This is a genomic window from Pseudomonas sp. GM49 (genome assembly GCF_000282355.1).
Taxonomy (GTDB): Bacteria; Pseudomonadota; Gammaproteobacteria; order Pseudomonadales; family Pseudomonadaceae; genus Aquipseudomonas.
The window spans coordinates 1-13,966 of sequence record NZ_AKJL01000042.1 but is presented as its reverse complement, the minus strand read 5'-3'; the positions used below and the strand labels follow the sequence as shown (position 1 = coordinate 13,966).

General features: G+C 59.9%; 13 protein-coding genes. 6 read left to right on the top strand and 7 right to left on the bottom strand.

Features of this window, described 5'->3' with window-relative positions:
- The first annotated feature begins 87 nt into the window (after positions 1–87).
- On the top strand, positions 88–813 hold the full coding sequence (locus PMI29_RS25020) for a 4'-phosphopantetheinyl transferase family protein (protein ID WP_202948968.1): 726 nt from the start codon (positions 88–90) through the stop codon (positions 811–813).
- A gap of 215 nt (positions 814–1,028) precedes the next feature.
- Here the strand turns inward: PMI29_RS25020 and PMI29_RS25025 are convergent, their stop codons facing one another.
- Positions 1,029–3,920: a ribonucleoside-diphosphate reductase subunit alpha gene (locus PMI29_RS25025; protein WP_007980117.1), complete on the bottom strand. Its 2,892-nt coding sequence runs from the start codon at positions 3,918–3,920 to the stop codon at positions 1,029–1,031.
- A gap of 740 nt (positions 3,921–4,660) precedes the next feature.
- Here PMI29_RS25025 and PMI29_RS25030 point away from each other — a divergent pair.
- Both PMI29_RS25030 and PMI29_RS25035 read left to right on the top strand, forming a co-directional pair.
- Positions 4,661–5,383 (top strand): response regulator, encoded by a 723-nt coding sequence (locus tag PMI29_RS25030; protein ID WP_007994602.1) that lies wholly within the window; start codon positions 4,661–4,663, stop codon positions 5,381–5,383.
- On the top strand, positions 5,380–6,990 hold the full coding sequence (locus PMI29_RS25035) for an ATP-binding protein (RefSeq protein WP_007994601.1): 1,611 nt from the start codon (positions 5,380–5,382) through the stop codon (positions 6,988–6,990). Before PMI29_RS25030 ends, PMI29_RS25035 begins: the two co-directional genes overlap by 4 nt.
- Before the next feature lie 116 nt (positions 6,991–7,106).
- Here the strand turns inward: PMI29_RS25035 and flgE are convergent, their stop codons facing one another.
- The 6 genes from flgE to PMI29_RS25065 form a co-directional block, all read right to left on the bottom strand.
- Positions 7,107–8,450 carry a flagellar hook protein FlgE gene (gene flgE, locus PMI29_RS25040; protein ID WP_007994600.1) on the bottom strand — a complete coding sequence of 448 codons (1,344 nt, stop codon included), beginning with the start codon at positions 8,448–8,450 and terminating at the stop codon, positions 7,107–7,109.
- 31 nt (positions 8,451–8,481) lie between these two features.
- The gene (flgD, locus tag PMI29_RS25045; protein ID WP_007994599.1) at positions 8,482–9,204 is read right to left on the bottom strand and encodes a flagellar hook assembly protein FlgD; all 723 of its coding nucleotides are present in this window, start codon (positions 9,202–9,204) and stop codon (positions 8,482–8,484) included.
- A gap of 15 nt (positions 9,205–9,219) precedes the next feature.
- Positions 9,220–9,663: a flagellar basal body rod protein FlgC gene (gene flgC / locus PMI29_RS25050; protein ID WP_007980123.1), complete on the bottom strand. Its 444-nt coding sequence runs from the start codon at positions 9,661–9,663 to the stop codon at positions 9,220–9,222.
- Positions 9,664–9,666: 3 nt separating this feature from the next.
- Positions 9,667–10,074: a flagellar basal body rod protein FlgB gene (gene flgB / locus PMI29_RS25055; protein WP_007988729.1), complete on the bottom strand. Its 408-nt coding sequence runs from the start codon at positions 10,072–10,074 to the stop codon at positions 9,667–9,669.
- 366 nt (positions 10,075–10,440) lie between these two features.
- Complete coding sequence (gene cheR, locus PMI29_RS25060) at positions 10,441–11,268, bottom strand: protein-glutamate O-methyltransferase CheR (protein ID WP_007994597.1); 828 nt, start codon at positions 11,266–11,268, stop codon at positions 10,441–10,443.
- Between the two features lie 12 nt (positions 11,269–11,280).
- Positions 11,281–12,246: a chemotaxis protein CheV gene (locus PMI29_RS25065; protein WP_007994596.1), complete on the bottom strand. Its 966-nt coding sequence runs from the start codon at positions 12,244–12,246 to the stop codon at positions 11,281–11,283.
- A gap of 83 nt (positions 12,247–12,329) precedes the next feature.
- Between PMI29_RS25065 and flgA the strand changes: the two genes are divergently transcribed.
- From flgA to flgN, 3 genes are all read left to right on the top strand, one after another.
- Positions 12,330–13,088: a flagellar basal body P-ring formation chaperone FlgA gene (gene flgA / locus PMI29_RS25070; RefSeq protein ID WP_007994594.1), complete on the top strand. Its 759-nt coding sequence runs from the start codon at positions 12,330–12,332 to the stop codon at positions 13,086–13,088.
- Between the two features lie 167 nt (positions 13,089–13,255).
- A complete protein-coding gene (gene flgM / locus PMI29_RS25075; RefSeq protein WP_007994591.1) occupies positions 13,256–13,582 on the top strand; it encodes a flagellar biosynthesis anti-sigma factor FlgM in 327 nt (108 codons plus the stop codon).
- A gap of 48 nt (positions 13,583–13,630) precedes the next feature.
- Positions 13,631–13,966 (top strand): flagellar protein FlgN (gene flgN, locus PMI29_RS25080; protein ID WP_007994589.1); only part of this gene is annotated, 336 nt, incomplete at its 3' end.

Here is a 13,966-nt window from a genome sequence, read left to right as displayed (position 1 = left end):
AGGCGAGGGGGCATTCCGACAAGCCCCCTCGCCACAAAAGCCATCTGCTACTACCCAGTCCCAAGGCAACCCGGCAAAATGCCCGACATGAATGCCTCCCCCGCCCTGCCCGTCTGCTGCACGCCCCTCGATGACCATTGGCCGCTGCCGTTTGTGCTGCCCGATACGGCCCTGCTGAGTACTCACTTCGATAGCGCCCGACTGGCCAGCGATGATTTTCAGCGCAGCGCCGTCGAGGCGCCGGCGAGCATCCAGCGCTCGGTGGCCAAACGGCAGGCGGAGTTCCTCGCCGGGCGAGTCTGTGCACGGGCCGCGCTGCTACAGCTGGAAGGCCTGGACTTCAGCCCGGCCATTGGTGAAGACCGGGCACCGGTCTGGCCTGCGCACATCACTGGTTCGATCACCCACAGCACTGGCCGGGCCGCGGCGATCGTGGCGAACAAAAGCCATTGGCGCGGCCTGGGCATGGACCTGGAAAACCTGCTCAACCCCGAACGGGCTGAACGCCTGGCCGGGGAAATCCTCAATCCGCCGGAGCTACAGCGCATGGCGGCCGGTCAACACGATCAACGGGCGTTGCTGGTCACCCTGACTTTCTCGGTCAAGGAAAGTCTGTTCAAGGCGCTCTATCCGATCGTTCAGCAACGCTTTTATTTCGAACACGCTGAAGTGCTGGAGTGGAGTGAGTCGGGTGAGGTGCGGTTGCGACTGCTTACCGATTTGTCCAGCGAATGGCGCAGCGGCACCGAGCTGGATGCGCAGTTCGGGGTCAAGGACGGACAGTTGCTGAGTCTGGTCAGCATCAAGACCTGACGATTTTCGGTGTTTGGCATGACCCCATCGCGGGCAAGCCCGCTTCCACAGTTGATCGTGTTTATCTGGAAAGACTCGGTCCCCAGTGGGAGCGGGCTTGCCCGCGAAAGCGTCAGATCGGTCACCACTTTCCTTGAGGCAAAAGAAAACCCCCGACCCGCCAGAGGCTGATCGGGGGTTTCGAGTAAGCGCCTTGCGGCGCTTACCGGCTCAGCTTATTGGCAAGCTTCGCAATCCGGCTCGTCGATGGCGCAAGCCTTCGGCACTGGAGCAGGGCCGGCAGGCGCTGCCAGGACCGAATCTTCACCGTGGTTGCCGCCGCTGGAAACAGCGTTCAGCTTGCCGGTGTTGATGGTCGATTTCTCGGTGCTGGTCGCGGCCAGGGCACGGAGGTAGTAAGTGGTTTTCAGGCCACGGTACCAGGCCATGCGGTACGTCACGTCCAGTTTCTTGCCCGAAGCGCCAGCGATGTACAGGTTCAGCGACTGAGCCTGGTCGATCCACTTCTGACGACGGCTGGCGGCGTCGACGATCCACTTGGTGTCCACTTCGAAGGCAGTCGCGTAGAGCTCTTTGAGCTCTTGCGGGATGCGCTCGATCTGCTGCACCGAACCGTCGTAGTACTTCAGGTCGTTGATCATGACCGAGTCCCACAGGCCGCGAGCCTTGAGGTCGCGAACCAGGTACGGGTTGATCACGGTGAATTCGCCCGACAGGTTCGATTTCACATACAGGTTCTGGTAAGTCGGTTCGATCGACTGCGATACGCCGGTGATGTTGGCGATGGTCGCGGTCGGTGCGATGGCCATGATGTTGGAGTTACGAATGCCTTTCTGTACACGGGCGCGAACCGGTGCCCAGTCCAGGGTTTCGTTCAGGTCGACATCGATGTACTTCTGGCCACGGGCCTCGATCAGGATCTGTTGCGAATCCAGCGGCAGGATGCCTTTGGACCACAGCGACCCCTGGAACGTCTCGTACGAGCCGCGCTCGTCGGCCAGGTCGCAGGAAGCCTGGATCGCGTAGTAGCTGACCGCTTCCATCGACTTGTCGGCGAACTCGACGGCAGCGTCGGAACCGTAAGGGATGTGCTGCAGGTACAAAGCGTCCTGGAAGCCCATGATGCCCAGACCGACCGGACGGTGCTTGAAGTTGGAGTTCTTCGCTTGCGGCACCGAGTAGTAGTTGATGTCGATCACGTTGTCGAGCATGCGCACGGCGGTGTTCACGGTGCGTTGCAGCTTGGCGGTGTCCAGCTTGCCGTCGACGATGTGGTTCGGCAGGTTGATCGATCCCAGGTTGCAAACGGCGATCTCGTCCTTGTTGGTGTTCAAGGTGATCTCGGTGCACAGGTTAGAGCTGTGGACCACGCCGACGTGCTGCTGCGGGCTGCGCAGGTTGCACGGGTCCTTGAAGGTCAGCCACGGGTGGCCGGTTTCAAACAGCATGGACAGCATTTTGCGCCACAGGTCTTTGGCCTGGATGGTCTTGAACAGCTTGACCTTGCCCGGGTACTCGGTCAGGGCTTCGTAGTACTCGTAACGCTCTTCGAAGGCCTTGCCGGTCAGGTCGTGCAGGTCCGGCACTTCGGATGGCGAGAACAGGGTCCACTTGCCGTCATCGAAGACACGCTTCATGAACAGGTCAGGGATCCAGTTGGCGGTGTTCATGTCGTGGGTACGACGACGGTCATCACCGGTGTTCTTGCGCAGCTCGATGAACTCTTCGATGTCCATGTGCCAGGTTTCCAGGTAGGCACACACAGCGCCTTTGCGCTTGCCACCCTGGTTAACGGCAACGGCGGTGTCGTTCACTACTTTCAGGAACGGAACCACACCCTGGGATTTGCCGTTGGTGCCCTTGATGTACGAACCCAGCGCACGAACCGGCGTCCAGTCGTTGCCCAGGCCGCCAGCGAATTTCGACAGCATGGCGTTGTCGTGGATCGCGTGGTAGATGCCCGACAGGTCATCCGGCACGGTGGTCAGGTAGCAGCTCGACAGCTGTGGACGCAGGGTACCGGCGTTGAACAGGGTCGGGGTCGAAGCCATGTAGTCGAAGGACGACAGCAGGTTGTAGAACTCGATGGCACGGGCTTCGCGGTCTTTCTCTTCGATCGCCAGGCCCATGGCCACGCGCATGAAGAAGATCTGCGGCAGTTCGAAACGCACGCCATCCTTGTGGATGAAGTAACGGTCGTACAGGGTTTGCAGGCCCAGGTAGGTGAATTGCTGGTCGCGCTCGTGGTTGATCGCCTTGCCCAGTTTTTCCAGGTCGAAGGAGGCCAGCTCAGGGTTCAGCAGCTCGTATTCGATACCCTTGGCGATGTAGGCCGGCAGCGCCTTGGCGTACAGGTCGACCATCTCGTGGTGAGTGGCGCTTTCGGCGACGCCGAGGAAGCCCAGGCCTTCGGCACGCAGGGTGTCCATCAGCAGGCGCGCGGTCACGAACGAGTAGTTAGGCTCGCGCTCGACCAGGGTACGGGCAGTCATCACCAGGGCGGTGTTGACGTCGGTCAGGGCCACACCGTCGTACAGGTTCTTCAGGGTTTCGCGCTGGATCAGGTCGCCGTCGACTTCTTCCAGGCCTTCGCACGCTTCGGTGACGATGGTGTTCAGGCGGCCCATGTCCAGCGGCGCCAGGCTGCCGTCGGCACGGGTAATGCGGATCGACGGGTGCGCTTGTACCGGCTCTTCGGTGGTACGAACGGCACGTTCCTTGGAACGGGCATCACGGTAGATCACGTAGTCGCGAGCGACTTTCTGCTCGCCGGCACGCATCAGGGCCAGTTCGACCTGGTCCTGGATTTCTTCGATGTGGATGGTGCCGCCCGATGGCATGCGACGCTTGAAGGTCGCAGTGACCTGTTCGGTCAGGCGGGCAACAGTGTCGTGGATTCGCGACGAGGCAGCAGCGGTGCCGCCCTCAACTGCGAGAAACGCTTTGGTGATGGCGACGGTGATTTTGTCATCGGTGTAGGGAACGACAGTGCCGTTACGCTTGATCACGCGCAGTTGGCCAGGCGCGGTGGCGGACAGATCCGAATTCGAATCAGCGGCCTGCGGCAAGGTGCCCTGCGGGTTCTCGCGAGTTGTGTCGGTTTGCATGGGGGAGTGTCTCCACATTCTCTATGTTTGTTTGGGCACCATCACGGTGCCCACCGTTCCGTCCTGAAGCACTACAACCGGCGAGCGCCGGGCATAACAACTTCGGGACAGTAGGAAGGGGGCTTTATCGGGCGCCGCTTCCATGCCGAAGTCTTTGGTCTCACGCCTTGGGCCTGAAACCGGGGTCCGTTATAGGTGACAGTTGGGACTGCAACACCTGTACCGTTTTCACCACTCGGGGCCGAAATACAGTAGCCATCCGCACGCGCGGTTTGGTCTTTCGAAAATACGTTTGGCTCAACCGGACAGAGGCAATAAAAGCGCTTGAAATTGGTGTCTGGTTTGTGTTTGGTTTTTCGCGCAAAACCCTATATCTAGGGTTTTTTTAGCGCCGGGCTACAAGATAATGCGTTTGGGGGGGCGATTGCAACGTACTGCCTGTGGATAAACCTGTGCGTAAATTGTGTGTGAAAGAGGGAACCGGCGTGTAGGCCGCGATGCTGCTGGACCGGACCTTTTTTCAGCATTTTTCTGCGATCGAAAACGCTCGGGCGGATTTTTAAGGGCGCGAACCCTATCACAAAAAACCGTGTCGTCCGAACGTATTTCCCCGCTTGTGTTCTCGACGGGCGGCGTTTATACAATCGGCCCAGCGTGTATACATATTTGTCCCCCCGAATCATTACAAAAAAACGGGCGGATCCTTCCTTATTAGTGGTTTTGGCAAGCAGAGGTCACCCGTGGAGCAAGAAGCCTGGCAGGTATTGATTGTGGAGGACGACCAGCGACTGGCCGAACTGACCCGCGATTACCTGGAAGCCAATGGCCTGCGTGTATCGATCGAAGGAGATGGTGCCCTCGCTGCGAACCGCATCATCAAGGAACAACCGGATCTGGTGATCCTCGACCTGATGCTCCCCGGTGAAGATGGCCTGAGCATTTGCCGCAAGGTCCGCGCCCGCTATGACGGCCCGATCCTGATGCTCACCGCCCGCACCGACGACACCGACCAGATTCTCGGCCTGGACCTGGGCGCTGACGACTATGTGTGCAAACCGGTGCGCCCGCGCCTGCTGTTGGCGCGCATCCAGGCCCTGCTGCGCCGTAGTGAAACGCCCGACGTCACCCCGGAAAAACAGCGGCGTCTACAGTTCGGCCCGCTGATCGTCGACAACGCCTTGCGCGAAGCCTGGCTGCAGGGCAACGGCATCGAGCTGACCAGCGCCGAATTCGACTTGCTCTGGCTATTGGTGGCCAATGCCGGGCGCATCCTCTCGCGGGAAGAGATTTTCACCGCGCTGCGGGGCATCGGCTATGACGGCCAGGACCGTTCCATCGATGTGCGCATCTCGCGCATCCGCCCGAAGATCGGCGATGACCCGGAGCATCCACGGCTGATCAAGACCGTACGCAGCAAAGGCTATCTGTTCGTTCCCGAGGCTTGCGTAGACCAGACCCTGTGAACTCGATCTTCCTGCGTATCTATGGCGGCATGTGCGCCGCGCTGATTCTGGTGGCGGTGCTCGGTGTGCTGGCGTTGCACCTGCTCAATCAGGTGCGCAGCGAGCAATACCGCGAGCGCCTGGCCCACGGCACGTTTTCGCTGATGGCCGACAACCTGCAGCCGATGAACCAGACCGAGCGCCACCGGGCCTTGCTGGTGTGGGAGCGGCTGCTGGGGATTCCGCTGGCGCTGAAAACCTTTGCCGAGACTGACCTTGACCTGACTCAACGCACTCGTGTGTTGCGCGGCCAGGCATTGGTGGAGCAGACCGGACCGCACGCGGCGAAGGTCTACAAGCTGCTCAGCGAAAAGGAGCAGTTGATGCTCACCGGGGAAGTGCAACAGATCAGCGAGCAACTGGCCCGGGCGACCATCTACCTGTTGACCGATGAACTGGTGCGCACCCCGGTAGCCGACCAGCCCTTGCGCCTGGCGCAATTGAAGCAAGACAAGGGCTTTGGCTTCGACCTGCGCCTGGTCACGGTTGACGAGGCGGACATGGACGAAGACCAGAGCCGCCGGGTGTCCGAGGGTGACACCGTGATGGCGCTGGGCAAGGAAGGCGATTCGATCCGGGTGTTTGCCGGCATGGTCGGCACGCCGTGGGTCCTGGAAATCGGCCCGTTGTACCAGATGAATCCTTATCCGCCGGAGTGGCTGGTACTGATTGCTGCGCTGGGCCTGACGCTGATCGGTTTGATCGTCTATCTGCTGGTGCGTCAGCTGGAGCGGCGCTTGCGTGGCCTGGAAGCGGCGGCCACGCGCATTGCCAAGGGCAGCCTGGAAACCCGCGTGCCGGCGCGCGGCGCGGACTCGGTCGGGCGGCTGGCCTCGGCGTTCAACGGCATGGCCGAGCACTTGCAACAGTTGCTGGCGATTCAGCGCGAACTGGTGCGCGCGGTGTCCCACGAGTTGCGCACACCGGTGGCGCGTCTGCGCTTTGGCCTGGAAATGATCGGCTCGGCCACCACGCCGCAAGCCCTGGAAAAATACTGCCAGGGCATGGACAACGACATCGAGGATCTCGACCGGCTGGTGGACGAGATGCTGACCTACGCTCGGCTCGAACAGGGTTCTCCGGCACTGAATTTCCAGCGGATCGATCTGGATGCGTTGGTCAATCAGGTGATTGAAGAACTGGCGCCGTTGCGTGCCGACGTCACGGTACAGCGGGGTTTGTGCCTGTCGGCCGCTGATAACGACGATGCCTGGGTCGAGGCCGAACCGCGTTATCTGCACCGGGCGATCCAGAACCTGGTGAGCAATGCCATGCGCCATGCGCAATCACGGGTGACCATCAGCTATCAGGTGGGGCAGCAGCGCTGCCGGGTGGATATCGAGGATGACGGGCCGGGTGTGCCGGAGTCGGCGTGGGAGAAGATCTTCACGCCGTTCCTGCGCCTCGACGACAGCCGCACCCGTGCATCGGGCGGGCATGGACTGGGGTTGTCGATCGTGCGGCGCATCATCCATTGGCACGACGGACGTGCGTTGATCGGCAAGAGCAAGAGCCTGGGCGGGGCGTGTTTCAGCCTGAGCTGGCCGCGCAATCAGGAGAAGCGTTGAGGTCTGTGTAGTCTGTGATGACCTCTTCGCGGGCCAGGCCATCATATCCAACACAAAACCTCAGGCTACAAAAAAGCCCCTCTGATGAGGGGCTCCTTGCACAGCACATTCCAGCATCAGGTCATCTGAATGATGGTCTGCATGATGGTGCTCTGGGTGGAGATAGTCTTGGCGTTCGCCTGGTAGTTGCTCTGCCCCTTGATCAGGTCGACCAGTTCGTTGGTCAGGTTGACGTTGGACTCTTCCAGGGAGTTGGAAACGATCGAACCCAGGGTGCCGGTTTCCGGGGCATCGTAACCAGGAATACCCGACACATAGGTTTCCTTCCAGCTGGTGCCGCCTACTGGCTGCAAACCTTGTTCGTTGGTGAAGCTGGCCAGGGAAATCTGGCCGATCGCCTTGGTCTGGTTGTTGCTGAAGTTGGCCAGCAGCACACCGCTGCCGTCGATGGTCAGGTTGGTGATCTGGCCAGTCGCGTAGCCGTTCTGCGCAGGAATCGAACGCGCGGTGTCGGCGTTGAACTGCGTGGTATTGGCCATTGAAATGGTCACACCTGCCGGGTCGGCACTTGCCCCGTTGGGGGTCCAGACGCCGCCGGTCACGGAGCCCGGAGTCCAGCCAGTGATTTTCAGGTCATTGCCGATAACCGGTGCAGGTGTCGGAACGGTCGGCGGAACAGTCGGCGGTACCGGCGTGCTGACCGAAACCAGTTTGCCGCTCGAATCGAACGTCATGGTCGAAGGAATCGGAGCCGTCACGGCAGGGTCGCTGCCATCCGGGTTGCGACCATCGATCAGGGTGTAGGTATCCCAGGTGTTCGGACCCGTCTTGACCATGTACTGGTCCATGGGGTGCTGGTTACCCTGCGTATCGAAAACCGGGGTAGTGAACTGCTTGGTGTAAGTGGCGGGCTTGCTCGGATCGAACTTGTTGGTAGCCACAGTCTGATCGATCACCGCAGCCGTGGAGTTCAGGTTGATCATCGACGAAACGGTGTTGGTGGCCTTCGGGGCCAGGTTGGAGGTGTCGATTTGCAGGTCGGTCAACACGCCATTGAGAATCTTGCCATTGGCATCTACACCGTAACCCTGCAAACGGGCCGTACCGTCGCTATTGGTAACGTAACCTTCTTTGTCAGTCTTGAAAGTACCGGCACGGGTGTAAGTCAGCGAACCATTGTTGTTCAGGACGAAGAAACCGTTGCCCTGGATACCCATGTCGAGCACGTTGCCGGTGTTGCTCACGTCACCCTGGGTGAACTGCTGGGAAACGTTGGCCAGACGCACGCCGTTGCCGATGGTCTTGCTGCCGGTACCCAGGCGGGTCGCCGAGTACACGTCTTCGAATTCTGCACGGGACGATTTGAAACCGGTGGTCGCAACGTTGGCGATGTTGTTGCCGGTCACGTCCAGTTGCTTGTTGGCTGCAAAGAGACCGCTAAGGCCGATATTGAAAGACATCATCCACTCCTTTGTGCCGTATTAGTCGGCTTTACATACCAATGGTTTGTACTTTGGACAGGGCAACGCTGCCCAGCCCGGCCAGGTTGAGCATCAGCTCCCCGCCGGTCTGGCTGATGGTCACGCTGTTGACGGTCGCGGGCAGGTTGGTGATCAACGCGACGGACTTGCCATCGATGGAGGTCGTGGCGCCGAAGGCGAAGGTGCCCGCAGGTACCGTCTCACCCGCATCGTTCTTGCCGTCCCAGATGAAGCTGGCGTTGCCGGCCTTCTGCGAACCCAGGTCGATGGTGCGCACGGTCTTGCCGGTTGCGTCGGTGATTTTCAGGGTGGCGGACGCCACCGAAGTCGGCACGACCACCGTGCCGCTGAGGCTCTTGGTAGTGTCGACCACGGCCTTGTCGCCCGGAGCGATAACCGAACGACCCACCAGCGACGACGCCTGCAAGGCCTGGGACGAGTTGTAGTTGCTGGCCAGGCCGCTCACGGTGTCGTTGAGCGTGGTAATGCCTTCCAGGCTGCTGAACTGTGCCAACTGGGCCACGAACGCGCCGTTGTCCTGAGGCTCCAGCGGGTTCTGGTTTTTCAGCTGGGTCACCAGCAACTGCAGGAACGCATCCTTGCCCAGGGCCTGGCTGCCCGTAGACTTGCCGGTTGCCGACGCCAGACCATCAGTCGTGGGGTTGGTCTTGATCGAGGAATTGGCCAGGATGTCGTTGAGGCTCAAACCGCTAGTGGAATCGGTAACACTCATCTGAGTCGCCCCTTATCACTGACCGAGGGTCAGGACTTTCTGCATCATGGTTTTGGCGGTGTTCATCATTTCGGCGTTGGTCTGGAACGAACGGCTCGCGGAAATCATGTCGGCCATTTCCTCCACCACGTTGACGTTCGGGTAGTAGACGTAACCCTTGGCATCGGCCGCCGGATGGTTCGGCTCGTAGCGCGCCTCGAGGTTGCTCTGGTCTTCGACTACACCCAACACCTGCACGCCCTGACCGGCCGCGTCCTGGCTCTGGAACAGCGAGTCGCTGCCGCCGCTCTGGCCGCCCTGGAACATGGTGGCGAACACCGGGTGACGCGCGCGGTAGGTCTGGTCGATGCTCGACGACACGGTCTCGGCGTTGGCGATGTTCGAAGCGACGGTGTTCAAACGCGTGGTCTGCGCACTCATGCCGCTACCGGCAATGTTGAAAACACTGGATAGAGACATGGCTTACTCTCCGCGCAGGGCTGACACCAGCCCTTTGAATTTGCTGTTGAGCAGGGTGAAGCTGGCCTGGAAGCCGATCGCGTTTTCCGCGTAGTTCGACTGTTCCAGCTGAGCGTCCACGGTGTTCTGGTCGATCGACGGTTGCATCGGCGTGCGATACAGCAACGACTCGTCGCCATTGCCCAGGCCTTCCGCTTCGATGTGACGGCTGTTGGTCATGTTCAAGGCGAAGGTGCCGTTTTTGGTTTTCTCGTTCTGCTCGGCGAGTACCTTCGAGAAGTCCAGGTCCCGAGCCTTGTAGTTCGGGGTATCGGCGTTGGCGATGTTGTTGGCCAGGACTTCGGCACGTTGGGCGCGGAAGCCCAGGGCTTGTTCGTGGATACCGAGCGCTTTATCGAAGCTGATGCTCATGTCGGGAAACCTTCGGGTGACCTGATTTTTCGTAGGATCAACTTAGCAAGCCCCATGCCAATTCAAAAAAGCCCGGAAACCGGGGCTTTGCCGGCCATGGCAACGCGGCAATGCCAGAAAAGCGGCAACGGTTTTCCGCCGAATGTCGCTTTTCTGCCGCCTTACTTGATTTGGAGGACAACACTTGACCCTGTGGGAGCGGGCTTGCCCGCGAAGGCGTCGTGTCAGCCGATATGACTTTTCTGATCTACCGCTTTCGCGGGCAAGCCCGCTCCCACAGGGAGTAGGTGGTGCCCGTGAGAAATCAGCAGGCATAAAAAAACGGGAGCCCCTGAGGACTCCCGTTTTTTGCCGACGCCAGCGAAATCACTTCGCCTGGTAAATGATCCCCGGGCTGCACTGGACCATCTGGTAATGATCCGGCAAACCATTCAGTGCTTCGGAAGCACCAAGGAACAGGTAACCGCCCGGCTTCAACGTGCTGTGGATGCGCAACAGGATGTCCTTCTTCACCTCGGCGGAGAAGTAGATCAACACGTTGCGGCAGAACACGATGTCGAACTTGCCGAGGCTCGCATAGCTGTCCAGCAGGTTGAACGAACGGAATTCCACCCGGCTCTTGATCGGTGCCTTGATCGCCCAGCGCCCCGGCCCTTTCGGGTCGAAATAACGCTGCAGGCGCTCAGGCGACAGACCGCGACCGATAGCCAGACTGTCGTATTCGCCGGTCTTGCAGTTGTTCAGCATGGTGCCGGACAGGTCGGTGGCAACGATCTGCACGCCCATCCTCAACTGGCCCAGGTTGACCCGCTCGAACTCGTCGATGGACATCGACAGCGAATACGGCTCCTGGCCCGACGAGCACGCCGCCGACCAGATGCGCAGGCGCTGGCCGGGACTGGCCTTGATCGCTTCGGGCAGTACCTTGTTCTTCAAGACTTCAAACGGGTAGGTGTCTCGAAACCACAGGGTTTCGTTGGTGGTCATGGCATCCACCACCTGTTCGCGCAAACCGCTGCGCGGCTGGGTCTGCATGCGCTGAACCAGCTCACCCAAAGACTTGATGCCTTGCTGTTCCATCAGTTTGTTGAGACGGCTGGAGACCAGGTACTGCTTGTTTTCACCGAGCAAAATGCCACAGGCTTTTTCCAGGAATACCCGGAACTGTTCGAAATCCAAATTACCCGTAGACAATGATGCCGCCTCTTAAATCGTGTTGACTGCCAGGGGTGCAGGCCCCTGGCTGATATCTGCTGCCTTGATCCGGTCGACCACCCGGGATGCCAGGTCATCAGGACGGAACTTGGCCAGGAAGTCATCGGCACCGACCTTCTTGACCATCGCCTGATTGAACACTCCCGACAACGAAGTATGCAGGATGATATGAAGCTTTTGCATGCGCGGGTCGTTGCGGATTTCCGCCGTCAGGGTGTACCCGTCCATCTCCGGCATTTCGATGTCGGAGATCATCATCAGGAACTCTTCTTCCGGCTTCTTGCCCTCGTCGACCAGTTTGCGCAGGTAATCCAGCGCTTGCCGACCGTCGTTCAACGCCACCACTTCGACACCGACCGTTTGCAGGCAACGCGTGACCTGCTTGCGCGCCACCGACGAGTCGTCGACCGTCAGCACACGCAACGAAAGCGCCTTGTGCTGGGTTTCGACATCCACCACACCCACGGAAATCGCTTCCGGCGTCGGTGCCACTTCCGCCAGCACTTTCTCGACGTCGATGATTTCAACCAACTGATTGTCGACTCGCGTCACCGCCGTCAGGTAGTGATCGCGTCCGGTGCCCTTGGGTGGCGGATGGATCTCCTCCCAGTTCATGTTGACGATGCGCTCCACCGAGCGAACCAGGAAACCCTGGGTCTTGGTGTTGTACTCCGTGATGATCACGAAGGGATTGTTCTTGTCCTTCAAAGCACCGGAGCCGGTCGCCATCGCCAGATCAAGGATCGGAATGGTCGCCCCCCGGATGTTCGCCACGCCGCACACGACAGGACTGGACTTGGGCATCAGAGTCAGTTTGGGGCATTGCAGCACCTCCCGAACCTTGAAAACGTTGATCCCGTACAGCTGCTGGCCGTCGAGACGGAACAACAACAGCTCAAGGCGATTCTGCCCCACCAGTTGCGTGCGCTGGTTCACCGAATCCATTACACCAGCCATGCCCAGACTCCTACACCAACGCCAAGTGTTGTTGCGACGCGCCTTCATCACTGAACGGCACGGCGCTTGCTTTTTTAATCGTTATGAACACAGAACCGACATTTTTCCGACACTTGACCACACCCTGCCGAAAATTGCTCGGCGTGCTGGCGGCCGTTTGCCTGCTCAACGCTGGCAGCCCTGCCCTTGCTGACACGGTTACCTTGCCTGACATGCTTATCGGCGTCACTCAGGGCTTTCTTGAATTCACCGTAGAAGACTATCTGGCCACCAGTCAAACGGAAGGTCGCTACGAAATCCAGGTCAACCCGCTCGACCCGCGCATGCACATGCCCATGTGCGACAAGGAATTGACAGCGACCCTTGAGAGTCCCAAGCCGCTGGGGCGGGTCACGGTCAAGGTCCGCTGCGAGGGCGCTTCCCCCTGGACAGTGTTCGTACCCGCTCAAGTCCGCCTGTTTCGCGATGTCGTGACCACCGCCCGGCCACTGCGCCGCGCCGCCATTGTCGAGCTTGGGGATGTAATCCTGCGCGAGCGCGATATCAGCCTGATCGGCCAGGGCTACCTGACCTCCCTCGACCAGGCGGTCGGACAGTGTCTGACCCGACCAATGGTCGCCGACCAGGTGATTACCCTGGTGCATATCGAACAGGCCGAGGTCATCCGCAAGGGTGATCAGGTGGTGATTACCGCCCGCAGCGGCACGCTCAGCGTGCGCATGCCGGGTGAAGCCCTGTCGAACGGCAGCCTGAGCGAACAGATCCGGGTGAAAAACCTCAATTCCCAGCGAGTCATCAAGGCGCAGGTGATGGCGCCGGGGCAGGTGGAAGTGTCCATGTAAAGCTCACTGTTCATCGGAATGTGGCGCTTGCCGCGGCGGTTCCCTAGACTGTGCTCCATGCAGGGCAAGCGCTGACGCGCGCGAGGTTCATTGATAAATGAGCCTAAAGTTTTCCAGGGAATGGCCGAAACCATGGCAAGCGTCCAAATTCCCAGAGGTTTTTTATCATGGTCATCGATTTCAGCCGTTTGAACAGCTCCTCGTCCCTTACGGGCAGTACACGTACCAGCGCCAGCAAGGAAAGCGCCGAAGCCGACAAATCCGCGCCGCTGGAGTCCGCGGCCGAACAGGCCGGTACCGTCAAAAGCGGGGAATCGGTACATCTCAGCAATGAGGCTCAACAGTTGCAGAAGGTCACTGACAAGCTGCGCGATCAGCCTGCCGTCGACAAAGCCCGCGTGGCCGAGTTGAAAGCAGCGATTGCCGATGGCAGCTATAAAGTCGACAGCAACCGTGTAGCCAGCAAACTGCTCAACTTCGAAGCCCAGCGCTAGGCCACCGCCGGCGCCAGGCTTTTGGACGCTTAAAACCCAAGGCCAGCCATGCACGACACTCATTTACTGCAACTGATCACCGACGACTTTGCTCCAGCGCAACACTTGCTGGAGTTACTGCAGACCGAATCCCTCGCCTTGCATGGCCGTGACATGCCATTGCTCGAGGGCATCCTGGCGCAGAAACAGGCATTGGTCGTTCTGCTCGAACAGCATGGCCGCAAGCGCAGTGAAATTCTCGCCAGCCTCAACCTGCCGACCAACCGTACCGGCCTGGAGCAACTGGCCAGCCAGTCGAGCATCGGTGACCAGTTGCTGGCGCAAAGTGACGTGCTGACCAATCTCCTGGCCCAGTGCCAGGCCATCAATGCCAACACCGGCCAG

Excerpts from the sequence above, each read along its gene's own strand:
- PMI29_RS25020 (WP_202948968.1), top strand. The coding sequence starts at position 88 with ATGAATGCCTCCCCCGCCCTGCCCGTCTGCTGCACGCCCCTCGATGAC.
- PMI29_RS25025 (WP_007980117.1), bottom strand. The coding sequence starts at position 3,920 with ATGCAAACCGACACAACTCGCGAGAACCCGCAGGGCACCTTGCCGCAG.
- flgE (WP_007994600.1), bottom strand. The coding sequence starts at position 8,450 with ATGTCTTTCAATATCGGCCTTAGCGGTCTCTTTGCAGCCAACAAGCAA.
- flgD (WP_007994599.1), bottom strand. The coding sequence starts at position 9,204 with ATGAGTGTTACCGATTCCACTAGCGGTTTGAGCCTCAACGACATCCTG.
- flgC (WP_007980123.1), bottom strand. The coding sequence starts at position 9,663 with ATGTCTCTATCCAGTGTTTTCAACATTGCCGGTAGCGGCATGAGTGCG.
- flgB (WP_007988729.1), bottom strand. The coding sequence starts at position 10,074 with ATGAGCATCAGCTTCGATAAAGCGCTCGGTATCCACGAACAAGCCCTG.
- PMI29_RS25065 (WP_007994596.1), bottom strand. The coding sequence starts at position 12,246 with ATGGCTGGTGTAATGGATTCGGTGAACCAGCGCACGCAACTGGTGGGG.
- flgA (WP_007994594.1), top strand. The coding sequence starts at position 12,330 with ATGAACACAGAACCGACATTTTTCCGACACTTGACCACACCCTGCCGA.
- flgM (WP_007994591.1), top strand. The coding sequence starts at position 13,256 with ATGGTCATCGATTTCAGCCGTTTGAACAGCTCCTCGTCCCTTACGGGC.